Genomic DNA, 22,749 nt, shown 5'->3' on the forward strand with positions numbered 1-22,749 from the left:
TCACGACACCCCCCTGCAGCGATGACACTCCGACACGCGAGGCGGCCCCTGCTGCTCGCCGCCCTGCTCGGCCTCGGCCTCTCCACCCTGCCATCGCCGGGGCAGGCGATCGAAGCCGTTCCCAACCGCACCAGGCTCACCCCCGCCCAGCAGCGGACGCTGTTCTCGGAATGGCGCCAGCTGAGCCTGAAGACGAACCAGGAGCGGATCACGATCCTGCAGCAGTACCAGGGATGCCTCTCCGCCGCCGGCTCGCTCGAGGCGATGCGGACCTGCCAGCAACGGCAGCGTCAGGCGCTGATCAACCAGCGCCAGCAGCCGGGCGGCGGGTCGCCGCAGTCTCAGCCACAGCCCGACGGCACCCCGATGATCTGATCCACAGGCGGCCGCGGCCGCAGGCTCCCGAGGACTGCCGGTGTCCAAGGCAGGCCGCGGCAGCGCCGGCCACGGCAACCCCGGCCGGCCTCGCCCCCGACGGGAGCGCCGACAGGTTCAGTCAGATCCGGTCACATCTGCACTGCAGTGCAGTCGCAGTTTCGTAGCCCATCCAGCCCAGCATTGATGAGCAACCCACAGGAGAACCCATGTCCCTTGCACCCATGAGCAGGCCAGTGCTGCTGATCACCGCCCTGGTGATCCTGGGCGGCATCCAGGCCAGTGAAGCAGCCCCCGGCGACAGATCCAGGCCTGGGGGCGAGCGCCGTCAGGCGATGCTGCGCCAGCAGGCCGAAGCGATCAGCCGACTGAACGCGAGCCAGCGTCAGGAGTACTTCACGGAGCTGGAACGACTGGAGCAACGCCGCTCCCGCGATCAGCTGCAGCAGCTCTCGGAGGCGCGGCGCTGCATGACCCAGGCCCGCGACGTGACCGCGATCGAGACCTGCCAGCAGGCCCAGCAGGCCCTGCGCAAACAGCAGCGACGCGAGCTGAAATCAGCGATGGCAGCACTGCGCCAGCGGTACGGCCTGCCGGGCTGGGGCGGACGCCAGCGGGACAGCCAGGGCAGCACGCGGGGGGCGTGAACCCGCGACGCCGGCCTGGCTGCTTGCAGGCAGGCCAATGCGGATGGCATTCATCCTGACCAGGTGCCATCCGCAACAGGCCGCGACCGGACCGGACGCACAAAAAAAATCCCCCCGGACGGGGGGATGGTGGCAGCCTGTGGAGACCGCAGCACGGACGGCAGCTGCCGGCTGGCGATCAGGCCTCGTCGAGGGCGGCCACGCCGGGCAGCACCTTGCCTTCCAGCAGCTCGAGGCTGGCGCCGCCACCGGTGGAGATGTGCGACATCTTGTCGGCCACACCCACCTTCTCGACGGCGGCGACGGAGTCACCACCGCCAATGATCGTGATCGTGCCCTTGGCACTCAGCTCGGCCAGGGTGTGGGCAATGCCGTTGGTGCCGGCGGCGAACTTGTCGAACTCGAACACGCCCATGGGGCCGTTCCAGATCACGGTCTGGCAGTCGGCCAGGGCGTCCTGGAACACCTTCACCGAATCGGGGCCGATGTCGAGGCCCATCCAGCCATCGGGAATGGCCTCCACCTTGGCGATCTGGCTGTTGGCGTCGGGAGAGAAGTTGTCGGCCAGCACCACATCGGTGGGCAGCAGGAACTGCACGCCCTTGGCAGCGGCCTTGGCCTCCAGCTCACGAGCCAGCTCCAGCTTGTCCTCCTCCACCAGGCTCTTGCCGACCGACAGGCCGCGCGCCTTGTAGAAGGTGAAGATCATGCCGCCGCCGATCAGAATCTTGTCGCACTTGTCGATCAGGGCCTCGAGCACGCCGATCTTGCTGCTCACCTTCGAGCCACCCACGATCGCCGCCAGGGGGCGCTTGGGAGCGTCGATGGCGCCCTGCAGGTAGGCCAGCTCCTTCTCCATCAGGTGGCCGGCCACGTTCGGGCTCAGGAACCTGGTGACGCCCTCGGTGGAAGCGTGGGCACGGTGGGCGGCGCCGAAGGCGTCATTCACGTACACCTCGGCCAGCGAGGCCAGCTGTTTGGCGAACGCCTCTTCGTTCTTCTCCTCTTCGGCGAAGAAGCGCACGTTCTCCAGCAGCACCACACCGCCCTCCTGCAGGGCGGCCACCTTGGCCGCGGCGTCGGGACCGATGCAGCTGTCGGTCTTGGTCACGGGCACACCCAGCAGGTCGCTGAGGCGGGCCGCCACCTGGGTGAGGCGCATGCCCTCATTCACCTGGCCCTTGGGACGGCCGAAGTGGGCCGCCAGGATCACCTTGGCGCCGTTGTCGCGCAGGAAGCCGATGGTCGGGAGGGCGGCACGGATGCGGGTGTCATCGGTGATCGCGCCGCTGTCATCCAGGGGAACGTTGAAGTCGACCCGCACCAACACACGCTTGCCGCGCAGATCGGCACTGCCGAGGCTGGCCAGGGATCGCTTCGCCATGGTGGGTACGGTGCTAAGGAAGGCGGGGGGACATTAGCCCGTCGGCTTCCGGGGAACGGGTGATCGCAATCGTCTGGCTGGACGGTCCACGCCTTCGGGAAGGGAGGCCCGGCGCACCAGCACACCACGCTCCGGCTCGGACCAGAAGGCGACCCCGGTCCTGATCCCGATGGTGCCAGCGGCGCTAGGAAGGAAGCAGAGACGCGCCCTGTCCCAACCGAGGTCATGTTCGAGACCGTCCTGTTCCCCATCGACAACAGCCGCCAGGCCTCGGAGACGGCCGCCGTCGCCCTGAAGCTGGCCCAGAGCCACGGCAGCCGGCTCGTGATCCTCTCGGTGATCGAGGCGGAGGAGGGGACGATGCACGACCCACAGGCGGTGGCCGGGCTTCTGGAGCAGGCCCGCGATCGCTTCGAGCAGGCGGGGCTCCGTTGCGAGGTGATCGAGCGGGAGGGCAAGCCCGCCTTCGTGATCGGCGATGTGGCCGATGAGATCAATGCCGATGTGATCGTGATGGGAACTCGCGGCATCGCCCTCGAGGACGACAGCCAGAGCACCGCAGCGCGGGTGATCCAGCTGGCGCCCTGCCCCGTGCTGGTGGTGCCCTGATGGGCCTGCCCGGCGGCAACGGAGCGACGGCGGCGGCGCACGGGGACGGGGGCAGCGACCGGACGACACCGGAACCATCCCGGCCGTTGCCTGAAAGCGCCCAGGCGGATCCTGGACGGCCGGAGCCGACCGCGGCCCTGAGCCTCAGCGCGGCGGCTCCGGCCATTCAGTGGTACCCGGGCCATATCGCCAAGGCGGAGAGGTCGCTCACCGGCCAGCTGGAAAAGGTGGATCTGGTGATCGAGGTGCGCGACGCCCGGATCCCGCTGGCCACCGGCCACCCGCGCCTGGGCCGCTGGATCAGGGGCAAGCAGCACCTGCTGGTGCTCAATCGCAGCGACATGATCCCGACCACGGCCCGCAGCGCCTGGACCGCCTGGTTCCAGCAGCGCGGTCAGAGCACCTGGTGGTGCGACGCCAAGGCGGGCACCGGCGTCAAACAGCTGCAGCAGGCGGCGATCCGCAGCGGCGAGGCGCTCAATGCCCGCCGGGTGGGCCGCGGCATGAAACCCCGTCCGGTGCGTGCGCTGATGCTCGGCTTCCCCAACGTGGGCAAGTCAGCGCTGATCAACCGACTGGTCCGCCAGAAGGTGGTGGACAGCGCCCGCCGCGCCGGCGTCACCCGAGCCCTGCGCTGGGTGCGGCTGGGGCAGGAACTGGATCTGCTCGACGCTCCGGGTGTGCTGCCGCCGCGACTGGATGACCAGGTGGCGGCATTACGTCTGGCCATCTGCGACGACATCGGCCAGGCCGCCTACGACGCCGAGGGCGTGGCCCTGGCCTTCCTGGCGCTGCTGGATCAACTGCGGCAGCGGCCCGAGGCCGGCGTGGCCGAGGCCCTGCTGCAGAACCGCTATGGCATCGCCTGGGGAGAGGGCGTGCTTGCGGCCAGCCACTGGCTCGAGCAGGCGGCGGCGCGGCACACCAGCGGCGATCCGGTGCGCATGGCCACCAGACTGCTGGATGACTACCGCTGCTCGCGGCTGGGGGCGATCGCCCTGGAGCTGCCGGATGGCTGAGTGAGGTGCCGATCGCACCGTGCTGCCTTTCCAGGCGTCGACCGTCCTGCTCTTACGGTCACAGGACGACGGATGCAGGGATGGAGACGGACGGGGGCAGGGAGAACAGAAGCTTCGGCGAAGGCGAAGGCGAGCTGCTGACGCTCACCTACCCCAGGCCCCTGCCGATGCGGCTCGACCGCTGGCTGGTGAGCCAGCGCCCGGAGCAGAGCCGCGCCCGGATCCAGAAGTTCATCGACGCCGGCTATGTGCGCGTCAACGGCATCACCGGCCGCGCCAAGACGCCGCTGCGCCAGGGCGACACGGTGGAGCTGTGGATGCCCCCACCCGAGCCGCTGCCTTACCTGGTGGCCCAGGACATCCCCCTGGATGTGCTCTATGAGGACGAGCATCTGATCGTGCTCAACAAGCCCGCCGGCCTGACGGTGCATCCAGCCCCCGGCAACAAGGACGGCACGCTGGTGAACGCGCTCCTGCACCACTGCCCCGACCTGCCCGGCATCGGCGGCGAGATGCGGCCCGGCATCGTGCATCGCCTCGACAAGGACACGACGGGCTGCATCGTCGTGGCCAAGAGCCAGGAGGCGCTGGTGAAGCTGCAGGTGCAGATCCAGAAGCGCATCGCCTCGCGCCAGTACCTGGCGGTGGTGCATGGCCAACCCGGCGCCGATCAGGGCACCACCATCGGCGCCATCGGCCGCCATCCCGCCGATCGCAAGAAGTACGCGGTGGTGGATGACGGCAGCGGCCGCCATGCCTGCACCCACTGGCAGGTGATCGAGCGCCTCGGGGATCACGCCCTGCTGCGCTTCAAGCTGGATACGGGCCGCACCCACCAGATCCGGGTGCACTGCGCCCACATGAACCACCCGATCGTGGGCGATCCGGTGTATTCCCGCGCACGTCGATTGCCCGTGGCGCTGCCCGGTCAGGCCCTGCATGCGGTGCAGCTGGGCCTCAACCATCCGATCACGGGTGAGCGGATCATCTGCGAGGCGCCGCTGCCGGAACCGTTCGAAAAGCTGCTGGCGACGCTGCGGCGGCGCTGTTGACCCCAAGGCGAACCGACCGAGGCGGCATGATCTCAGGGGATGGCAACAGCCACTGACGGGGATCCGCGCAGATGGGGAACAAGCCTGCGTTCCTACCTTTCTGGTGAGGTGCCCCTGTTCGCGCACGGTCCCCGATGCCCAGACCCATGTCCATTCCGAACAGGTCGCTGGCGCTCGGCGCGGCCCTGACACTCGCTCTGGCTGCGACATCGGCGCCATCCCGTCCCGCGGATGTCGGCGTGCTGTCAGTACAGGTGATCGGCCTGCGCAATGATCGCGGTGTTCTGCAGGTTGCCCTGTTCAACTCAGCCGCTACCTGGGATGACAACAAGAAGCGCAGCGGTGGCCACGCTCTCCACACCCTGAACGCCCCGATCGTGTCCGGCACAGCCAGATTCAGCTTCACGGCACTTCCCTACGGGACCTATGCCCTGAAGGCGTTCCATGACGAAGATCGAAGTGGCAAGTTACGCACCGGCATCTTCGGAATTCCCAAAGTGGATCTGGCTTTTTCCAACAATGTGTCCATCCGTCAGGGCCCACCTTCGTTCGCCAAGGCGAGTTTCCAGGTGAATCGGCCTTACACCAGCCTGGTGCTGCGCGCCCAGCGGATCTGAGCGGGCCACAACCGGATGCGGACGGGCACAGCCCCTCTCACCCCCGGCTGGTTCCAACGGCGACCGCCGGGGACGTGAGGGTGGCCCACGACAACCAGCCGGGATGGCGGCCCCAGCGCAGAGCCAGCGCCATGGCTCCAGCCAGACTTCCCGGGCCTGCAGCGGCCCAGCCGATGGCTGCCCCGTCCCGCCCCGGTCCCCCGTCCCCCCGGCGCCCCACCTGGCTGGTGGGCGATTTCTTCGTGGGATGGGTCTACGGCCCCTGGGTCGCTGCGGCCCTGCTGGTGCTGCTGGCACTGCGGCTGCTGATCGACGAGGACTTCGACCTCCACAGCCACGCCTGGGGGCTGTTCGGCAACGCCGCGATCTGCTTCTCGATCGGCTGTGTCTGCAAGATCTCCTGGGCGCTGGCCCGCGGCAACGCCATGCGCCAGCTCGAGAGCCGCCTGCGCCAGGAGCTGGGCCTGCGATGAGCCGCCGCCAGCTCGAGCTGATCGTCACCCTGCCCTGGCTCACCGCCGCCGCCGTGATGCTGGCGCTCACCCGCATCGCCGGCGAGACCGCCGCCGTCAAGCTGGGCCTGCTGGGCAGCGCCGCCATCTGCTTCTCGATCGGCTGCCTGGCCCGCACCAGCCTCGGCCTGCATGACCTGGCGGGCCGCCCCTCCAGCAGGTCGGAGCAGACGGCCGAACCGACCGAGCGCCATGGCGACTGAAGAGCACCGCGGCCCTCACCGCGACCGCCACGGATCTGGCGACGCCGCCAGGCCAGGCCATCCGGAGGCGGCAGGCGCGGAAGGGGATCGGTGCCATGACGGCGGCGATCGGGAGCATCCGGGAGCCTTGACTCCCGGCGCTGGCCGGCGGACTGCCAACAGCAGCCCCAGCACGGATCGGCTCGCCCGGAGGCCACTGGCCCGACTGCTTCGCCGCACCCTGCCTGCGGCTCTGGCCGTTCAGGCCGCTGGCGCCGCCATGGTCCAGGCAGCCTCCGTACCGGCAGGCCTGAGCCGGGATTGGGCAGCGCCGGACCGCCTGCTGTCCCAGTCCCCGCGATTGCCGGGTGAAAACCGCCGGCTGCCGCCACCCTCAGCGGGCCTGCTGCGCAGCCTCGACGCCCTGCAACGGGACCTGGTGCGGCTGGAGGACACCCTGATGCCCGCAGAAGACGCCACCGCTTCGCAGGACGAGACCCAGGTGCTGGAGGAGCTCACGGCACCGCCGGCCCTGGCGCTGCCGCAGACCGCGGCGTCGCTCACGATCCGGCGCCGGGTGCGGCTGAGCCTGCCGACGGCCCTGGCGGTGGCCCTGCGCAACGATCCGGAGCTGGCGGCGGAGGTGCGCACCACGGCCGAACGACGCGACCTGGCCAACGCGGCGCGGGGTCGCTGGTGGCCGGAGCTGGGAGTCGAGCTGGGCGGAGGTCTGACCGGTCAGCGGAGCTACAACGCCGCCTGGCAGGGCAACGCCGGCGTCTATGCCGCCGACTCCCCGTTCCTGGTCAACACCGATGGCTGGAACCTGCTGCAGACCAACACCGGCTTCGGCGCCGCTGGCCTGACCCTGCGGTGGGACCTGATCAGTCCCGAACGGGGCGCGGCGATCGCGGAGGCGGACCAGGAACTGAAGGCGGCCGGCCAGCGCTACGGCAACCGGCTGCGCCAGCTGCAGCTCAGCACCAGCGAGGCCTACTACGGCCTGCAGCTGGCCGATCAGCTGCAGCGCATCCGCGCCGCCGTGGTGGAGCGCGACACCGCGGTTCGCGATCAGGTTTCCGCCCTCAGGAAGACCGGCCTGGTGCCGCGTCTGGATCTCCTCCGGGCGGAGGCCAACCTGCAGCAGAGCCGCTACCGGCTGTCCCAGGCCGAAGCCCTGCAGCGCAGCCGTCAGCGCCAGCTCAGCAACCGCCTGAACGTGCCCTTCGACATCACCCTGACCGCCAGCGCGGCAGCGGTGCTGCAGCCGCCCTGGCCCCTGGATCTGGAGCAGACCCTGCTGCGCGGCCTGCAGGCCAACCCCCAGCTGCAGGCCCTGCAGGCGGCCCGTGAGGCGCTTCTGCGCCAGGCCGACCGCCGCGCCGCCCAGCTGCTGCCGACCCTGCGACTGGTGGCCGGCGCCGGCTACGGCGAAACGGTCACCTCCAAGCCCCTGATCCAGCTGGAGGGTTGCTGCGCCGCCACCAACATCCGCCAGCTCTACAACCAGAGCGCCGACTGGGCCGCCGGACTGCAGCTGCACTGGCGTCTCTTCGATGGCGGCGTCACCGCCGCGGAGGTGGCCGCCAGCCGCTCCGCCGCAGGCCGCACCGCCGAGAGCCTGGCGCGCGAACGCAACGCCATCCGCCAGCGCCTCGAGGCCGCCTTCTTCGATCACCGTGCCGCGCTGGAGCAGATCGTGGCAGCCCGGGCCTCCTACGCCGCCGCCCGCGAGGCGTTCCGCGATGTGCGGGCCCGTTACCAGCTGGGCCTCTCCGATTACAGCGACGTGGCCGACACGATCAGCACGCTGACCACCGCGATGGAGGGCGTGGCGGAGGCCACCACCCTGGCCAACGTCAGCTACGCCCAGCTGCTGCGCGAACTGCTGCCGGTCCCCGCTCAGCCCGGCGGGCCGGTGTCCCTGCCCCTGGTGCTGGACATGGGGAGCGCCGGCGGAACCGCAGCCACGCCGGAGAGCGCCGCGAGCACCCCACAGCCTCAGCCCTGATCCACGGCCTCGCCGGCCTCCCCGGCAGCGTCCCGCCAACGCCCTCGACAGGCCAGCGAGCGCCAGAGCAGCAGCAGCACCAGCGCCGCGAACCAGAACCACACCTCCGGCGCGTTGGCATGCAGCAGCACCACCAGCAGCGCCACCGCCAGCACCAGCCAGGGCGATTCGCGCCGCAGCGCCGCGGGAAAGGCCGAAGCCAACGGCCGAAGGATGCTCATGGCAGCGACCCCCGCTGACGCAGCGCGGGCTCGTCCTGGCGGCGCTGCTCCGGCAGGGTGCGGTAGGTGCCGGTGAGATCGCGCAGCACCGGCAGCAGATAGCTCACCGGCGTGCGCCACTCCACGTAGGCGTGGGCGTGCAGGGTCAGGCCCTGATGGATCGGGAACACGCTGCTGCCGCGGCTGAGCGTCCAGCGGTAGCCCTGCGCCGCACCCGCCTCCGGCCCGCTGCCCGGCAGCAGGGCGATCTCGGCGCGCATCACCGGCCCGCGCCGCACCAGGGCCTCGGCCAGCTGGGGATTGCCCAGGGTGGTGTTCACATCCTCCTTGCTGGCGGGCAGCAGATTGACCTGCTCCACCCGGCCCTGGATCCCGCCGAAGCGTCCCCGTTCATTCCAGTCGGGCACCACCTCCACCGCCAGGCCGGGCCGCAGGCGGCGGGCATCGGCGGGGGCGAAGTAGGCGACGGCCTGCAGAGGCTGCCCATCAGGACCTCCCAGGGTGCCGAGCCGCTCGCCCGGCTTCACGGTCTGGCCGCGCACCACCTGCAGATCCAGCAGGCGGCCGTCGCGCTGGGCGGTGAGCGTGCCGTCGTAGGCCAGGCGCGCCTGGGTGACCCGCAGGTCACGGCGGGCCTCGCCGATGCGATACAGGCGTTTCTGCGCCTCGGTCTCCACCTGGAGGCGCACCGCCTCCCAGGCCTCACGGGCCTGCTGCTCGCGGATGCGCAGCTCGGCCACCTCGGCATCCAGCTGGGTGGCGCGGTCCTCGGTGGCGACCACCTCCTGGGCCAGGGGCGCCACCACCTCACGCCGGGCCAGCAGCCGGTAATCGGCCACCTTCTGGTCGTAGGTGGCCCGCAGCCGATCAAAGCGGCGGCGGTCCTCCTCCAGCTTGGCCAGGGCGGTGTCGCGAACCCGCTCCGCCGTCTCCAGGCGGGCCCGGTCGCGGCGGTCGAGGTCGGCGTTGATGCGCACCAGCTGGGCGAGATCGCGCTCCTGGCGGCGCAGCTGCTGCTCCAGCACCGGCAGGTAGAGCCTGACCAGGGGCTGACCGCGCCGCACAGCCTGCCCCGGAGCCAACGGCAGCTCCAGAATCTGCCCCTCGGCGCGCGAATCGATCACGGTGGCCCCCCCGGGGATGATCACCACCCCTTGCCCGACCACCTCGGTGGGCACGGGCCACAGCAGGGCCCAGGCGGCCGTGAGAACCCAGAGCCCCCCGAGCGCCAGGGCCACGGGCCGTTCCGGATGGCCTCCTGCGCGGGTCGGCGATGCGGAGACGGTGCCGGTTCCGCCCGACGCGGGGTGCATCCCCCCCTCTCCCTGCGGAGCGTGGCTGGCATCAGCGGCACGCCCCGCCCGGCTCTCAGCGGTCTGGAGCGGTGAGGGCACGGCAGGCTGGGCCACGGCAGCTCGTGCACGGTAGGCCTGAAGCACCCCACAGTCAGGGCGGCTTGACCGATGTGGGGAGCCTGCCGGCGGGCGGCAGGGCGACCGCTCAGTCCTGATCGCTGGCGCCGAAGCAGTGCATCAGCGCATCGCCCCAGCTGTTGACCGCTTCGAGGGCGTGATCGGGAGCGGCAGCAACGGCGGCGGCGTGGGCACGCAGCAGCGTGGCCTTGCTGAAGCTGTGGCCGTGGTTCTCGGCGATCGACACGACGTCATCGAGACCGGCGGCGGCATCCAGCTTCTGACGCAGCTGCGGATCGGCTCCGACGCTGCGGGCGAAGGCTTCAAGGGCGGTCTGCGACACGGAGGCCTGGCGAATCCCTGGCATCCTGGCAAAAGGGGTGGGATCCACCCAAGCGGTGCCACGGATCTCGATCTCGCACGGCCCAGGCGAGGCGGAGCGGGGCGATCCCACGCAGGCCTGCTTCAGATGCCGCGCCGGTGAAAGCGCCCCAGGATCAGCGCGATCAGCACCGCCACATAGAGCTGGCCCAGGATCGTGATCGCCAGGCAGCCGGTCGAGGCGAGCACCGAACCGGGCTGGCCGATGTCGGCGCCGGTTGTGGTGAGGGCACCGAAGGAGGCCATCACCATCGCCGGGAAGGCATGCAGCGGCTCCAATACCGGATTGATGCCCGGGTCCAGCTGGCTGATGGAGAAGGCGGCGGGCTGCCATATCAGCAGGGTGTGCAGCAGGAAAGCGCCGAGGTAGCCGATCAGCAGATAACCGGAGGCGGCACCCATCACCACCGCCTGGGTGACGTAGGGCTCGAGCATCAGCGCACGCACCTTGCGCAGCAGGAACACCCCGATGAACAGCGTCCAGATCAGGAGATGGCCGATCCCCAGGTGAATGGCGAGACCCTGATGCGTCGCCATGGCGAGCAGCCAGAGCAGTTCACTCACGATCGCGGCGATCCCCAGCCCGTAGAACAGGCGTTTACGTGAACGCAGCGGTGAGTAGCGGGTGAGAAACAGCATCATCACCAGCGCCAGGGTGATCGCCCCCAGCGGATTGAGCAGGGGCCAGCGCTGGGCCACGGGCTGCAGCAGCAGCACCAGCGAGATCGTCACGAGCACGATGTTGTAGCCGCGATGGCGGCGGCGGATCCGGAGGATCTGCTCGCGGGTGACACCAGGCTGCATCAGGCCTGCACCGAACCCGCCAGGGCCGGCAACCGCGGGCAGGCCTCCACCAGGGTGCGGGTGATCGCGGCCTGGGGATGGGCCAGCAGCGCGGCTCCGGGCCCCTGCTCGACGATGCGGCCGCCCTCCAGCACCAGCACCCGGTGACAGAAACCGCTGGCCACGGAAAGATCGTGGGTGACGAACAGCATCCCCAGGCCCAGCCGCTGCTGCAGACCGCGCAGCAGGGCCAGCACCTCCGCCTGGATCTCGGCGTCGAGCATGCTGACGCTCTCATCGCAGAGCAGCACCTGCGGCTGCAGGATCAGGGCGCGGGCGATCGCCACCCGCTGCTGCTGACCGCCGGAGAGCTGGCGCGGCAGCCGGCCCTCGTAGCTCTCAGGAGGCTCCAGGCCCACGGCCGCCAGCTGGGCCCGCACCTGTTCACGCGCCCGGGACCGGGTGGCCAGGCCATGCAGCAGCAGCGGATCGGCCACCGCCTCGCCGACGCTCATCTGCGGGTTGAGGCAGGCCAACGGATCCTGGAACACCATCTGGATGCTGCGGCGGGCCCGGCGCAGCTCGCCACCCCGCAGCGTGCGCAGGTCCTGTCCCTGCAGCAGCACCCGGCCGCCCCGCACCGGCGCCAGACCCATCAGGGCCCGGCAGAGGCTGCTCTTGCCGCAGCCGGAGGCGCCCACCAGGCCGATCGTCTCGCCCCGGTGCAGCTCCAGGCTGATGCCATCCACCGCCTTCAGCCAGCGGGGCCGCCAGGGAGGCGAGGGGAGCGGATGCCAGCTGCGCAGATCCTCCAGCTGCAACAGCGGCGCGCCGTCCGGGGGTGCCGCGGCGCGACCACCCTCCCGGGCCCGGGCCGCCGCCACCAGCCGCTGCCCCACGGCCGAGCGCGGATGCAGCAGCAGCTCACGGGCCGGGGCCTGCTCCACCAGCCGGCCGCCATCCAGCACGGCGATGCGCTCGCACCAGCGGCCGGCCATCGCCAGGTCGTGGGTGATCAGCAACAGGGCACTGCCGGCCTCGCTGCAGAGATCGCGCAGCTCCTGCATCACGGCCGCGGTGACCGCCACATCGAGACTGGTGGTGGGCTCATCGGCGATCACCAGCGGCGGGCTCAGGGCCAGGGCCAGGGCGATCGCCAGCCGCTGGCGCATACCGCCGCTGAACTCATGCGGGTAGCTGCCGTAGCGGGCCGGATCGATTCCCACCCGCTCGAGCAGCTCGCGGGCCCGCTCGATCACCTGACGGCGCGCCCAGGCTGGCCGGTGGGCGGCGAGGGTGTCGCTGAGGTGGCCGCCGATCGTGAGCAGCGGGTTGAGCCGCGTCATCGGGTCCTGGAAGACCAGCCCCACCGCCTCGCCACGCAGGCGCCGCAGGGCCCCCGGCGAGAGGCTGCGCGGATCGCGTCCGGCCAGGCGCAGTCCGCCGGAACACAGGCTGCCGGGGGGAAGCAGCTGCAGCACAGCCCGCGCCACCGTGCTCTTGCCACAGCCGGAAGGGCCGACGAGGGCGAGGCGATCGCCGGCGCCCAGCTGCAGATCGAGGCCGTCCAGGGTGGAGCGTCCGGCACCCGGGTAACGCACCTGCAGACCCTCGAGCCACAGCACGGGCCCGGCCCCGCCGGAGTGGCCTGCCGCACGGGCGGGCGGAGCGGCGTTGTCAGGCTCGGTCACGGCCGGGAAGCGTCCCTCGCGAAGGCTACGGGCCTGCGCCCGTCCGGGCCACCGGCAGCCGAACCCGGGCAAGGGGCCCTGCCCTCCTTACCATGGGTGAACGTCACTGGACAGGATGCTTCGCGCGGTTCCCGATCCTGCCGTCAGCCTTGAGGAGGTGGGGAGCGCTGCTGCGCCCGCGACCGGCGCGGTCCTCCAGGGTGATCCCACCGGCGTGATCGCAGCGGCGACCGGCGAACCGGTGGAGCGGCGCCGGCCGATCCACGACCCCTCCGATTACGGCGTGCCCCTGCCGGCCTGGCTGCAGGAGTGCATGCGCCACGTTCCCCCCGGGGCCGGTGAGAGCTGCCCCACCGACACCGAAGCGCTGCTGGCCTCCGCCTTCGACTTCGCCTACCAGCTGCACGAAGGGCAGTACCGGGCCAGCGGCGAGCCCTACATCATCCACCCGATCGCGGTGGCGGACCTGCTCCGCGATATCGGCGCCAGCGCCGCCGTGATCGCCGCCGGCTTCCTGCACGACGTCGTCGAAGACACCGACGTCACTCCCGAAGAGATCGAGGACCACTTCGGAGTCGAGGTGCGCGGCCTGGTGGAGGGCGTCACCAAGCTGGGCGGCATCCACTTCACCAACAAGACCGAAGCCCAGGCCGAGAACCTGAGGCGCATGTTCCTGGCGATGGCCAGCGACATCCGGGTGGTGCTGGTGAAGCTGGCGGACCGGCTGCACAACATGCGCACCCTCGGGGCGCTCAAGGTCGAGAAACAGCAGCGCATCGCCCGCGAGACGCGCGATATCTACGCCCCCCTGGCGAACCGGCTCGGCATCGGCCGCTTCAAGTGGGAGCTGGAGGATCTGGCCTTCAAGATCCTGGAGCCGGAGGCCTTCCGCGAGATCCAGCAGCAGGTCGCCAGCAAGCGCAGCGACCGCGAGAGCCGCCTGGGCGTCACCGTGCAGCTGCTGCGCGACCGGCTGAAGGCGGTGGGTCTGGAGGCCTGCGAGGTGTCGGGACGACCGAAGCATCTCTATGGCATCTGGAGCAAGATGCAGCGGCAGCAGAAGGCCTTCCACGAGATCTACGACGTGGCGGCGGTGCGCATCCTCTGCCCTTCGCTGGAAGGCTGCTACCGCGCTCTGGCGGTGGTGCATGACACCTTCCGGCCCATCCCCGGCCGCTTCAAGGACTACATCGGCCTGCCCAAGCCGAACGGCTATCAGTCGCTGCACACAGCCGTGATCGGCCGCCACCGCCCGATCGAGGTGCAGATCCGCACCCGCGAGATGCACCAGGTGGCCGAATACGGCATCGCCGCACACTGGAAATACAAAGAGGGCGGCTCCCCCGCCGATAACGACACCGAACGTTTCAACTGGCTGCGGCAGCTGGTCGACTGGCAGAAGGATGACGGCGGCAGCGACAGCAGCGACTTCCTGGCCTCGATCAAGGAAGACCTGTTCGATGAGGAGGTGTTCGTGTTCACCCCCAAGGGCGATGTGGTGGGCCTGCGCAAGGGCTCGACCGCGGTGGATTTCGCCTATCGCATTCACTCCGAGGTGGGCAATCACTGCCAGGGGGTGCGCATCAACGACCGCCTCTGCCCATTGGCCACGCCCCTGCAGAACGGCGATTTCGTGCAGGTGATCACCGCCAAGAACGCCCACCCCAGCCTCGACTGGCTCAACTTCGTCGCCACGCCGACGGCACGCAACCGCATCCGCGCCTGGTACAAGCGCAGCCACCGTGAGGACAACATCCAGCGCGGCACGGCGATGCTGGAGCGCGAGCTGGGCCGCGAAGGCTTCGATGCCCTGCTGCGCGGCGAGGCGCTGGCGCGGGTGGCGCGCCGCTGCAACCTGATCGGCAGCGAGGATCTGCTGGCCAACCTCGGCTTCGGCGGCGTCACCCTCCACCAGGTGGTGAACCGCCTGCGCGAGGAGATCCGGCTGGCCTCGGCGGCAGCGACACCCGCTCTCAGCAACGAACAGGTGGCGGCAGGGGTGGTGGCGGCGGCTCCCGACACGCCGCTGCATCAGAGCCAGGGCAGCCCGATCCTCGGGGTGGAAGGGCTGGAGTACCGCATGGGCGGCTGCTGCTGTCCCCTGCCGGGCGAGCCGATCGTCGGCTCGGTGGCCCTCGGCAACCACGGCATCACGATCCACCGTCAGGACTGCGGAAACGTCAGCCAGACCCCGGTGGAGCGGCGTCTGCCGGTGCGCTGGAACACCGCCCACGACGCACCGCCGCGGCGCTACCCGGTGCGCCTGCGCATCGAGGTGCTCGACCGGGTGGGTGTGCTCAAGGACATCCTCACCCGCCTGTCCGACCACCGCATCAACGTCAGCGACGCGCGGGTGCGCACCACCCCCGGCCGACCGGCCCGCATCGACCTGCGCGTCGAGCTCTCCAGCGCGTCCCAGCTGCGGGACACCCTGGCCCAGATCCGCTCGATGGCCGACGTGCTCGACATCGCCCGCACCGGCATCGGCTGATTCAGTCAGCGTTCACGTTCCATGACGATGTAGTCGCTGTTTTTCAGCCCGATCTCTTTCGTTCGATTGATCCAGGCTTCTCCACTGTGCTCCAAGCAGGTCATGAGCTGATCAACGTCGGGCAAGTCCGCGCGCTCCTGACGTTCCCAGATGACAAAGCGATTCTGCTCAGCTGTGAGTTGATCGCAAGCGTCTTTGCGGTCGATGGCGATTCCCAGCAGGGTCGTCGCCCAGCTGGCAGGCATGTCATACGGACGCATTGACCAGCTCCGGTGAATGCCAATGGTTGAGCTTGGCTGTTTCAGGCGCCAATGGAAGGAGAAATCCTGAGGAGACGAGAATCCTCGCTGACCGGGTGGTTGCTGTTGGATGAAGTTGAGGATGATCTGCCTGTCAATCTGTCGCCTGGAGGGTGGACCACCGAGGCTGCGCGCTTCCGCGACAAACACGTTCAGAACCAGAACCAGCGTGATTGCTCCGATGCTGATGAAGCTCAGGGATCGGAGAATGGCCGCTGGGCGCGAATTGCAGCTGCTTGGTATGGCTCCGATCCCACAGACAATCAGGGTTGCGGTCGGCAGGATGGTCATCATCTCATAGTGCGCCCAGTAGTGCGTGAGCTGGAATGACCATGCCAGACCGAGGAGATTGAACAGGCTCACGGCTGGCACCAGAAACTGTCTGGCTGCTCTGGGCCGTGCGTGCCACGCCATCCAGCCTTGGCATCCCAGAAGCGTGATCGGCATGATGGCCAGAGTCCAGACATGGAGGCCTGCCACCCGGTTGTTCAGGATTCTCCCCAATTCCTGGAGCAGGCTGCTGTCGCGATTCAGCGTGCCGCTGGTGTGTTGTCGCCATTCCCAGGGCAGGACCATCGCTCCAGCCCACAATCTGGTGAGGCCATCGGGTTTGTGGATGTAGGGAATTGCCATGACTCCGATCAACATCACGGCCCCGAGACCCAGTGGGAGCAGTGATCGCATGCGGCCTGGGATCCGTGCCGGCCTGCCTGTCAGCAGCACGGTGGCGATCACGCTGAGGCCGAGCGGCAGGACGAGATTGGGGCGCATGGAGACGGCTGCCATCAGCCAGAAACCACAGCCCAGCAGGCTGAGTTGACGCCAGCGTGGCTGGCTCTTCATCCCCAGCACCGCTGCGCTGAGAGCCAGCGCCGTGAACAGGTTTGCGGTGTGATGCAGATGACCTGACAGTCCACCGATCATTTTCTGGCTCATCAGCAGCGTCAGAGCTGCCGTCGCCGGAAGAATCGGCCATTGCAGATGGTTCGGCATCCAGCGACGTTCGCGGAGTCGGGCCAGGCTCCAGCCGAGCAGGAGCCCTGTGCAGAGATCCATGAGCAGCACCAGGATGCGGTAGGCACCGATGGACCCCAGTTGACTGATGGGAGCAAACACCATGGCGACGAGTGGCCATTTGGCGTTGAAGCTCTCGAGATACATCAGGCCACCTTCTCGAAAGCGCCAGCCCAGATAGAAGTAGGTATCGATGTCGATGTCATAGTCGTGCTGACTGCTGATCGCCCCGACAATCCGCAGAAGAAGGCCGATCACGATCAAAAGCCAGAGCCCACCCATCAGCAGCCAGAAGCGTCTCTGCCTGAGCTGGCTTTTCATGGATCTCGCAACGCTGCCGCAGACCGTAGTGTCGCAGCACAGATGTATGCAGAGCCATGGCGGCGACGGTGCCATTCACCCGCACACACCTGCTCGACAGCATCCGCCCCGGCATCGGCCTCATCGCGCCGCCGAAGCGACAGGCAGCAGGAGCCGGACGACGGGGAGGCCGAGGTGACGGGACCTAGTGTGCCGTCCCAGAGATTTGCGCACAAAGCCGCTGGAGCTTCTCCAGGATTGAGTCAGCTGTCGCCGTCCAGTTGAACGGGGCCTTGGTCGTGTTGTAGGCGGCCACAAACTGCTCGATCCTGGCGATCAGCTCTTTGACGCTGGAGAAGCTGCCGCGCCGGATTGCCCGCTGGGTGATCAGTCCAAACCAGCGCTCCACCTGGTTGAGCCAGGAGGCGTAGGTGGGGGTGTAGTGGACGTGGAAACGGGGACGCTGGGCCAGCCAGGCACGCACCTTGGCGTGCTTGTGGGTGCAGTAGTTGTCCACGATCAAGTGCAGGTCCAGATCCTCGGGGACGGACTTCTCGATCTGCCTGAGGAACCCCAGGAACTCCTGGTGGCGGTGCCGGGGTTTGCACTGAGTGATTACCTCACCGGTCGCCACGTCCAGCGCGGCAAACAGGGTCGTGGTGCCGTGGCGGATGTAGTCATGCGTCACACCCTCCACGTAGCCCAGCCCCATGGGCAGCAGCGGTTGGGTGCGGTCGAGGGCCTGGATCTGCGTCTTCTCGTCGACGCAGAGCACCATCGCCTTGTCGGGCGGGTTCAGGTACAGGCCAACGATGTCCCGAACCTTCTCCACAAAGAACGGATCGGTGGAGAGCTTGAACGATTTCTGCCGGTGGGGCTGGAGCGAGAAGGTCTGCAGCCAGCGGTGAACCGTGGACTTGGAGATCCCTGTTTCTGCGGCCAAAGTCCGAGCGCTCCAGTGCGTGCTGCCATCGGTTGGCTTGCTCTGCAGGGCTCGGTTGATCACCTCCGCCACCGTGTCGTCCTCATAGGTCCGCGGGCGGCCTGAACGGAGCTCGTCGTGCAGCCCCTCGATCCCCAGATCGAGGTAGCGCTGCCGCCATTTGCCCACCGTTGCGCTGCGAACGCCAAATCGCTTGGCAACTGAGGTGTTGGTGTCACCAGCTGCGCAGGCCAGGACGATCTGCGCCCGCTGAACGATCGAATGGGGCAAGGACCTTGATCCAGCCAGGCTCTGGAGCTGGCTGGCCTCATCAGCCGACAGCTCCAGAGGAGCCATGGGGCGCCCGCTTGGCATGAAACGACCCCCTCGGGAGACACTTCATATTGTAGCGGCTATTTGCGGGACGGCACACTAGGTCGATCGACTTAAAAAGCCGATTCGGTCAGATCGGCGACGTCAGAGGAAGCGCGGCGGGTCTTGGGTGAAGGAAGTGCCCACTTTTCACCCCGATGACTGCCACCTCCCTGAAACCGACAGACCCCGGCAGCACAGGTCCATCGCCTGCGGCAACGATGCCGGCCCCCACGGCTTTCGCCGCCATTGCCCTGGCGGCCGTGTCCTGGGACGGCATGCTCTCGCGGGCCGGTTCACGGGCGCTGCGCCACGCGCTCGACTACCGCGAGCCCTATCGCCAGCTCGGGGACAACGCCATGGTCGAGCTGATGAACGACCTGCTCACCTCGCTGCGCAGCAAGGGAGCCCAGCACCTGATGGTGGAGGCCGCCGAAGCCCTGAGTCCCAGGCAGCGGGCGACGGCCTATGCAGTGGCGGCAGAAATCATGCGCTCTGATGGCCCCCTGCAGGCCGACGAGCGGAACATCCTCGCCAATCTCGCCGCCACCCTGGAGCTTGATCCAACGCTCACCACAGCGGTCGAGGAGGCGATGGATCTGCTGCATGCCGATGTGCTCAGCGAAACCTGAGCCGTTCCCGCTTGGTCAACCGGCCGTGCGCATCCGCACCTCAGCAGGCGCACGGCGACGGCTGGCCAGTGGAACAGGGCCACGCGACTCCCGCGAGGGCTGCTGCGCCACCGGATGCGGGAAACCGAGGAGGGCGACGATTGCATTGAGGGCATAAGCCATCAGCTTCCAGACGCCACCGAGACCAGGCAGAACCTGGGCGAACACGCGCAAGAGACCACTGGCAACCGCCAGGACGGCGATCATGGCCGCGAGGCTCATGGCGAACAATCCGAGGGCCTGAGCGAGTCCGAGCAACAACAGCCCGAGGCCGGCACCGATCTGCTTGATGCCGGTGATTATATTGAAGATCGTCTTGCTGATCACCAGCAGGCTGTCCAGCTGCACCAACCCTCCAACCGCGAACAATGCAGCAAGTACGGATCCGCCGCCCACAAGGAGCAGAATGGCCCTCGACAACGGGAAGGCATTCGCATCAGAACGACGAGGTCGCCGTTTCGCAAGCTCGTCTGTCCCCATTGTGATTCTGGGTTGGAGTCGCCCCACCATGGGATTTCAAGAACTCGCAGGCCAGTCAATCATGGCCAGTTCGTGCTGCGTCACGCAGCCGGCCAACATCACTGCGCACGCAAATCTGCTCTGCGCTGCGCTGCGGCACAAGTAGTGCCGATGTTACAGAAGCACGGCCTGTCGACATCAACGCCCAACGCCCCCAGGACACTCACCACACCCGCTTCGGATCGCCAACTCGCTGCAGAGTTCAAGCGCAACGCCTGAGGTCGTCACCAGGGTCGCGCCAGGCCAGGCAGCCGCGCGACGACAGTGGCAGCCAGCCAAGATTGCAACCAGGGGACAGACGGGGTCCTGCAGGTGAGCGCGCCGCGGCACCCCCTTCCGCCCTGGTTCAGCGCCGCGATCGAGGGCCCGGGACCGGTGCACTGGGACGCGGCAAGCAGCGGCAAGCCCGAAGCGGCAGAGGGACTGCCGGGCCAGGCTCTGAACAGCGACCCCGTCGTCAGCATCCACCGACAGCCCGGGCGAGCCGTGTCTGCAGCTACAGCCGGACCGGAATCACTCCCCTACACCCATCGGACCGATGCCTTGATCCGATGACCTCCGAACAGGCGGCCCAGCTGATCGACAACGCCCTCGACCAGGTGCATCAGCGACTCCTGGAGCTCGAATCCCAGTCGCTGCCTAAGGAGCAGCGCGCCCTGGCGGCGGAATTCCGGGAGTGGCGCCACCCCAGCGGCGCTCACATCGACCTGATGGTGTTCCCGGGGATGGCCGAATCCTGAGCCGGCCGTCAACGCCGCAGACGGCGACGCTGCAGCCACCAGCAGAGCCAGCCGCTGGGCGGGGCCACCACCAGGCCCATCAACACGGAACCCAGCAGCAATCGGACGCCGAACGACCAGCCCAGCTCCGCCAGCTGCAGCGAGGCCAGCTGATTCAGAGAGGGTGGGGACTCGGCGGGGCCCAGCAGCAGGATGCCCACCTGCAGGTTCAACCAGTAGAGCGGCAGATAGGTGAAGGGATTGCTGATCCAGGTACCCGCTGCCGCCAGCAGCGGGTGTCCTCGCATCACCCCGGCGAGGGCCACCCCCAGAACGATCTGCAGGCCGAAGAACGGCAGACAGCCACTGAAAACACCCACAGCCAGTCCCCGGGCCTGATAGCCGGGCGTTCCCTGCTGGCGTCGCAGCCATTGCAGAGCATCCTTGAGCCGACGGACCAGGCGGCGGAGGCTCCTGGCGGCAAGCGCATCGGACTGGCGAAGACGGCCCATGGCAGCGGCGCAGGGTGAGGATGCCCGCGGCGCTCTACACCCTAAGGAGAAGCCCGGGAGCCACGGCAACTCCATGCAGAGCAGTGATGTGTCCAGGCCTCCCAAACGGGCCTAGGCAGGCTGTTCAGCCCGGATGGCCCCTGACACCGGCGGCCGAGTCCGACGTCATGCATCCTGAGCGCAGTCGAGCGCCTGCCTCCGTGGCCGTCAGCGATCCCAGCGGCCGAGCCCCCACCCCACCGCACGCCTCCCCAGGCGCGCAGGCGGAAGGCGACACCATCGCCGCGATCGCCACCGCCGTGGCCGCCGGGGCGGGCAGCGTGGCGATCGTGCGCCTCTCTGGGCCGGCGGCAGAGGCGATCGGACGGCGGCTGTTCCAGGCGCCGGGCACCCAGGTGTGGGACAGCCACCGGGTGCTGTATGGCCATGTGGTGGATCCCATCAGCGGCGAGCGGGTGGATGAGGCGCTGCTGCTGGTGATGCGCGCCCCACGCAGCTTCACCCGCGAGGACGTGGTGGAACTGCACTGCCACGGCGGCCTGGAGGCGGTGCGGCGGGTGCTGGAGCTGGTGCTGAGCGCCGGTGCCCGCCGCGCCAGGCCGGGAGAGTTCAGCCAGCGGGCCTTCCTCAACGGCCGCCTCGACCTCACCCGTGCCGAGGCCCTCGCCGCCCTGATCGACGCCCGCGGCCGCCGCGCCGCCCAGCTGGCGATGGCAGGCCTGGACGGAGGCGTGCAGCGCCGCATCAGCGCCCTGCGCGATCGCCTGCTGGATCAGCTGGCCGAGCTGGAGGCACGGGTGGACTTCGAAGAGGACCTGCCGCCGCTCGACAGCAACGCGGTGGTGGCGGAGCTCTCCGCAGTGAAGGCCGAGCTGGAGCGCCTGGTGGCGGAAGGGCAGCATGGGGAGCTGCTGCGCCAGGGCCTGCGGGTGGCGATCGTCGGCCGGCCGAACGTGGGCAAGAGCAGCCTGCTGAACCTGCTCAGCCGCCGCGACCGCGCCATCGTCACCGATCTGCCCGGCACCACCCGCGACCTGCTGGAAAGCGAGCTGGTGCTCGACGGCGTGCCGCTCACCCTGATCGACACAGCCGGCATCCGCGCCACCGACGATCCTGTCGAACGGCTGGGCATCGCGCGCAGCCACCAGGCCCTGGCCGCGGCCGATGTGGTGCTGCTGCTGTACGACCTGGCGGCGGGCTGGACCGATGCGGATGCGCAGCTGCGGGCGCTGGTGCCGGATGGGGTGCCGCTGCTGCTGGTGGGCAACAAGGCGGATCTGCTGGAGGCAGGGGGTGACGCTGGGGAGATCGCGATGCAGCCTGCAACTGGGTCCTCCACAGCCAGTGCGTCGCCGGAGAGCATCGCCGTGCCTGCGCCGGCAGCGTCAGGGCAACAGGGCGATCCACCAACCACGCTGCCTGGCAGCGACGGTCAGAGCGCCACGTTCGCCGAACCACGTCCGGGGTCCACAGGTGCACTGGAGGCCTCCATGCGAACGACGATCAGCGATGCCGCGCTGGCCGGTCCAGGCGAGGCAGCAGCAACGGATCCAGCCAGCCCGGGCGAAGCAGCGCTGGTGCAGATCAGCGCCCTGCGCGGCGACGGACGTGAACGGCTGGCCTCAGCCCTGCTGCGGCTCTGCGGCGCCGGCGACCTCCAGGGCCTGCAGGTGGCGCTCAACACCCGCCAGCGGGATCTGGCCGCCCATGCCGCCACCGCCCTCGCCGCCAGCCAGGCGGCTGCCGCCGAGCAGCTGCCCTGGGATTTCTGGACGATCGACCTGCGTGAGGCGGTGCGGCGCCTCGGCGAGATCACCGGCGAGGAGGTGAGCGAGGCGGTGCTGGATCGCGTGTTCTCGCGCTTCTGCATCGGCAAGTGAGCCGGGCCGACCACCGCTGGTCGGCACCGGAACCAGGTCCCTCGCACGACGCGTTGGATGACCGTTGACCGCGTTCTGCGCGATGGCCCTGCCTTGGCGGAACAGCCCCGGGCACGTGATTGCAGGCGACTGGGCGACGCACCATTGACCGTTC

General features: G+C 69.0%; 23 protein-coding genes. 13 read left to right on the plus strand and 10 right to left on the minus strand.

The features are described from left to right. Window positions 1-21: 21 nt before the first annotated feature. Both H8F25_RS11505 and H8F25_RS11510 read left to right on the plus strand, forming a co-directional pair. On the plus strand, window positions 22-375 hold the full coding sequence (locus tag H8F25_RS11505; protein ID WP_197210529.1) for a hypothetical protein: 354 nt from the start codon (window positions 22-24) through the stop codon (window positions 373-375). Between the two features lie 209 nt (window positions 376-584). After that, window positions 585-1,022, plus strand: coding sequence for a hypothetical protein (locus H8F25_RS11510; RefSeq protein WP_197210530.1), 438 nt, complete (start codon window positions 585-587; stop codon window positions 1,020-1,022). Between the two features lie 178 nt (window positions 1,023-1,200). On the opposite strand, the gene pgk is transcribed toward H8F25_RS11510, so the two are convergent. Then, window positions 1,201-2,406 carry a phosphoglycerate kinase gene (gene pgk / locus H8F25_RS11515; RefSeq protein ID WP_197210531.1) on the minus strand — a complete coding sequence of 402 codons (1,206 nt, stop codon included), beginning with the start codon at window positions 2,404-2,406 and terminating at the stop codon, window positions 1,201-1,203. Window positions 2,407-2,631: 225 nt separating this feature from the next. Between pgk and H8F25_RS11520 the strand changes: the two genes are divergently transcribed. The 7 genes from H8F25_RS11520 (at window position 2,632) to H8F25_RS11550 (ending at window position 8,408) form a co-directional block, all read left to right on the plus strand. Then, complete coding sequence (locus H8F25_RS11520) at window positions 2,632-3,015, plus strand: universal stress protein (RefSeq protein WP_197210532.1); 384 nt, start codon at window positions 2,632-2,634, stop codon at window positions 3,013-3,015. 137 nt (window positions 3,016-3,152) lie between these two features. Further along, window positions 3,153-4,034 carry a ribosome biogenesis GTPase YlqF gene (ylqF, locus tag H8F25_RS11525; RefSeq protein WP_231597364.1) on the plus strand — a complete coding sequence of 294 codons (882 nt, stop codon included), beginning with the start codon at window positions 3,153-3,155 and terminating at the stop codon, window positions 4,032-4,034. A gap of 80 nt (window positions 4,035-4,114) precedes the next feature. Further along, window positions 4,115-5,086 (plus strand): RluA family pseudouridine synthase, encoded by a 972-nt coding sequence (locus tag H8F25_RS11530; RefSeq protein ID WP_197210534.1) that lies wholly within the window; start codon window positions 4,115-4,117, stop codon window positions 5,084-5,086. Between the two features lie 146 nt (window positions 5,087-5,232). Then, window positions 5,233-5,703: a DUF2141 domain-containing protein gene (locus H8F25_RS11535; RefSeq protein WP_197210535.1), complete on the plus strand. Its 471-nt coding sequence runs from the start codon at window positions 5,233-5,235 to the stop codon at window positions 5,701-5,703. Window positions 5,704-5,876: 173 nt separating this feature from the next. Further along, on the plus strand, window positions 5,877-6,176 hold the full coding sequence (locus tag H8F25_RS11540; protein WP_231596795.1) for a hypothetical protein: 300 nt from the start codon (window positions 5,877-5,879) through the stop codon (window positions 6,174-6,176). Next, window positions 6,173-6,418, plus strand: coding sequence for a hypothetical protein (locus H8F25_RS11545; protein WP_197210536.1), 246 nt, complete (start codon window positions 6,173-6,175; stop codon window positions 6,416-6,418). The genes H8F25_RS11540 and H8F25_RS11545 overlap by 4 nt, the downstream gene beginning before the upstream one ends. A 259-nt stretch (window positions 6,419-6,677) precedes the next feature. After that, window positions 6,678-8,408, plus strand: coding sequence for a TolC family protein (locus H8F25_RS11550; protein WP_197210537.1), 1,731 nt, complete (start codon window positions 6,678-6,680; stop codon window positions 8,406-8,408). Here the strand turns inward: H8F25_RS11550 and H8F25_RS11555 are convergent. The 5 genes from H8F25_RS11555 to nikE form a co-directional block, all read right to left on the minus strand. Then, window positions 8,399-8,629: a hypothetical protein gene (locus tag H8F25_RS11555; RefSeq protein WP_231596796.1), complete on the minus strand. Its 231-nt coding sequence runs from the start codon at window positions 8,627-8,629 to the stop codon at window positions 8,399-8,401. The genes H8F25_RS11550 and H8F25_RS11555 overlap by 10 nt on opposite strands. After that, the gene (locus H8F25_RS11560) at window positions 8,626-10,038 is read right to left on the minus strand and encodes an NHLP bacteriocin system secretion protein (protein ID WP_231596797.1); all 1,413 of its coding nucleotides are present in this window, start codon (window positions 10,036-10,038) and stop codon (window positions 8,626-8,628) included. The genes H8F25_RS11555 and H8F25_RS11560 overlap by 4 nt, the downstream gene beginning before the upstream one ends. Window positions 10,039-10,129: 91 nt before the next feature. Continuing rightward, window positions 10,130-10,384: a Nif11-like leader peptide family natural product precursor gene (locus tag H8F25_RS11565; RefSeq protein WP_197210539.1), complete on the minus strand. Its 255-nt coding sequence runs from the start codon at window positions 10,382-10,384 to the stop codon at window positions 10,130-10,132. Window positions 10,385-10,506: 122 nt separating this feature from the next. Beyond that, window positions 10,507-11,226: a hypothetical protein gene (locus H8F25_RS11570; protein WP_197210540.1), complete on the minus strand. Its 720-nt coding sequence runs from the start codon at window positions 11,224-11,226 to the stop codon at window positions 10,507-10,509. Beyond that, window positions 11,226-12,896 (minus strand): nickel ABC transporter ATP-binding protein NikE, encoded by a 1,671-nt coding sequence (gene nikE / locus H8F25_RS11575; RefSeq protein WP_370525729.1) that lies wholly within the window; start codon window positions 12,894-12,896, stop codon window positions 11,226-11,228. Before nikE ends, H8F25_RS11570 begins: the two co-directional genes overlap by 1 nt. A gap of 115 nt (window positions 12,897-13,011) precedes the next feature. Here nikE and H8F25_RS11580 point away from each other — a divergent pair, with 115 nt between their 5' ends. Further along, a complete protein-coding gene (locus tag H8F25_RS11580; RefSeq protein ID WP_197210541.1) occupies window positions 13,012-15,387 on the plus strand; it encodes a bifunctional (p)ppGpp synthetase/guanosine-3',5'-bis(diphosphate) 3'-pyrophosphohydrolase in 2,376 nt (791 codons plus the stop codon). 5 nt (window positions 15,388-15,392) lie between these two features. Here H8F25_RS11580 and H8F25_RS11585 read toward each other — a convergent pair whose 3' ends face one another. Together H8F25_RS11585 and H8F25_RS11590 are read right to left on the minus strand one after the other, a co-directional pair. Then, complete coding sequence (locus H8F25_RS11585; protein ID WP_197210542.1) at window positions 15,393-17,021, minus strand: hypothetical protein; 1,629 nt, start codon at window positions 17,019-17,021, stop codon at window positions 15,393-15,395. 184 nt (window positions 17,022-17,205) lie between these two features. Beyond that, on the minus strand, window positions 17,206-18,297 hold the full coding sequence (locus tag H8F25_RS11590) for an IS630 family transposase (RefSeq protein ID WP_197210262.1): 1,092 nt from the start codon (window positions 18,295-18,297) through the stop codon (window positions 17,206-17,208). 218 nt (window positions 18,298-18,515) lie between these two features. Between H8F25_RS11590 and H8F25_RS11595 the strand changes: the two genes are divergently transcribed. Further along, a complete protein-coding gene (locus H8F25_RS11595) occupies window positions 18,516-18,926 on the plus strand; it encodes a tellurite resistance TerB family protein (protein ID WP_197210543.1) in 411 nt (136 codons plus the stop codon). 15 nt (window positions 18,927-18,941) lie between these two features. Here the strand turns inward: H8F25_RS11595 and H8F25_RS11600 are convergent, their stop codons facing one another. Continuing rightward, complete coding sequence (locus tag H8F25_RS11600) at window positions 18,942-19,313, minus strand: hypothetical protein (protein WP_197210544.1); 372 nt, start codon at window positions 19,311-19,313, stop codon at window positions 18,942-18,944. Between the two features lie 722 nt (window positions 19,314-20,035). On the opposite strand from H8F25_RS11600, the gene H8F25_RS11605 reads away from it, so the two are divergent. Then, entirely contained in the window at window positions 20,036-20,224 is a 189-nt protein-coding gene (locus H8F25_RS11605) for a hypothetical protein (protein ID WP_197210545.1), read from the plus strand. 8 nt (window positions 20,225-20,232) lie between these two features. Here H8F25_RS11605 and H8F25_RS11610 read toward each other — a convergent pair whose 3' ends face one another. After that, window positions 20,233-20,715 (minus strand): DUF2062 domain-containing protein, encoded by a 483-nt coding sequence (locus H8F25_RS11610; protein WP_197210546.1) that lies wholly within the window; start codon window positions 20,713-20,715, stop codon window positions 20,233-20,235. Between the two features lie 167 nt (window positions 20,716-20,882). Here H8F25_RS11610 and mnmE point away from each other — a divergent pair, with 167 nt between their 5' ends. Next, window positions 20,883-22,595, plus strand: a complete 1,713-nt coding sequence (mnmE, locus tag H8F25_RS11615; RefSeq protein WP_197210547.1) for a tRNA uridine-5-carboxymethylaminomethyl(34) synthesis GTPase MnmE — start codon at window positions 20,883-20,885, stop codon at window positions 22,593-22,595. Window positions 22,596-22,749: the final 154 nt, after the last annotated feature.

The organism is Synechococcus sp. CBW1004 (assembly GCF_015840715.1).
Classification (GTDB): domain Bacteria; phylum Cyanobacteriota; class Cyanobacteriia; order PCC-6307; family Cyanobiaceae; genus Cyanobium.

What these genes read in the sequence shown, in the direction of transcription:
- H8F25_RS11505 (WP_197210529.1), top strand. Translation starts at nt 22, where the DNA reads ATGACACTCCGACACGCGAGGCGGCCCCTGCTGCTCGCCGCCCTGCTC.
- H8F25_RS11510 (WP_197210530.1), top strand. Translation starts at nt 585, where the DNA reads ATGTCCCTTGCACCCATGAGCAGGCCAGTGCTGCTGATCACCGCCCTG.
- pgk (WP_197210531.1), bottom strand. Translation starts at nt 2,406, where the DNA reads ATGGCGAAGCGATCCCTGGCCAGCCTCGGCAGTGCCGATCTGCGCGGC.
- H8F25_RS11520 (WP_197210532.1), top strand. Translation starts at nt 2,632, where the DNA reads ATGTTCGAGACCGTCCTGTTCCCCATCGACAACAGCCGCCAGGCCTCG.
- H8F25_RS11530 (WP_197210534.1), top strand. Translation starts at nt 4,115, where the DNA reads ATGGAGACGGACGGGGGCAGGGAGAACAGAAGCTTCGGCGAAGGCGAA.
- H8F25_RS11535 (WP_197210535.1), top strand. Translation starts at nt 5,233, where the DNA reads ATGTCCATTCCGAACAGGTCGCTGGCGCTCGGCGCGGCCCTGACACTC.
- H8F25_RS11540 (WP_231596795.1), top strand. Translation starts at nt 5,877, where the DNA reads ATGGCTGCCCCGTCCCGCCCCGGTCCCCCGTCCCCCCGGCGCCCCACC.
- H8F25_RS11545 (WP_197210536.1), top strand. Translation starts at nt 6,173, where the DNA reads ATGAGCCGCCGCCAGCTCGAGCTGATCGTCACCCTGCCCTGGCTCACC.
- H8F25_RS11550 (WP_197210537.1), top strand. Translation starts at nt 6,678, where the DNA reads ATGGTCCAGGCAGCCTCCGTACCGGCAGGCCTGAGCCGGGATTGGGCA.
- H8F25_RS11555 (WP_231596796.1), bottom strand. Translation starts at nt 8,629, where the DNA reads ATGAGCATCCTTCGGCCGTTGGCTTCGGCCTTTCCCGCGGCGCTGCGG.
- H8F25_RS11570 (WP_197210540.1), bottom strand. Translation starts at nt 11,226, where the DNA reads ATGCAGCCTGGTGTCACCCGCGAGCAGATCCTCCGGATCCGCCGCCGC.
- H8F25_RS11580 (WP_197210541.1), top strand. Translation starts at nt 13,012, where the DNA reads ATGCTTCGCGCGGTTCCCGATCCTGCCGTCAGCCTTGAGGAGGTGGGG.
- H8F25_RS11585 (WP_197210542.1), bottom strand. Translation starts at nt 17,021, where the DNA reads ATGAAAAGCCAGCTCAGGCAGAGACGCTTCTGGCTGCTGATGGGTGGG.
- H8F25_RS11590 (WP_197210262.1), bottom strand. Translation starts at nt 18,297, where the DNA reads ATGCCAAGCGGGCGCCCCATGGCTCCTCTGGAGCTGTCGGCTGATGAG.
- H8F25_RS11595 (WP_197210543.1), top strand. Translation starts at nt 18,516, where the DNA reads ATGCCGGCCCCCACGGCTTTCGCCGCCATTGCCCTGGCGGCCGTGTCC.
- H8F25_RS11605 (WP_197210545.1), top strand. Translation starts at nt 20,036, where the DNA reads ATGACCTCCGAACAGGCGGCCCAGCTGATCGACAACGCCCTCGACCAG.
- H8F25_RS11610 (WP_197210546.1), bottom strand. Translation starts at nt 20,715, where the DNA reads ATGGGCCGTCTTCGCCAGTCCGATGCGCTTGCCGCCAGGAGCCTCCGC.
- mnmE (WP_197210547.1), top strand. Translation starts at nt 20,883, where the DNA reads ATGCATCCTGAGCGCAGTCGAGCGCCTGCCTCCGTGGCCGTCAGCGAT.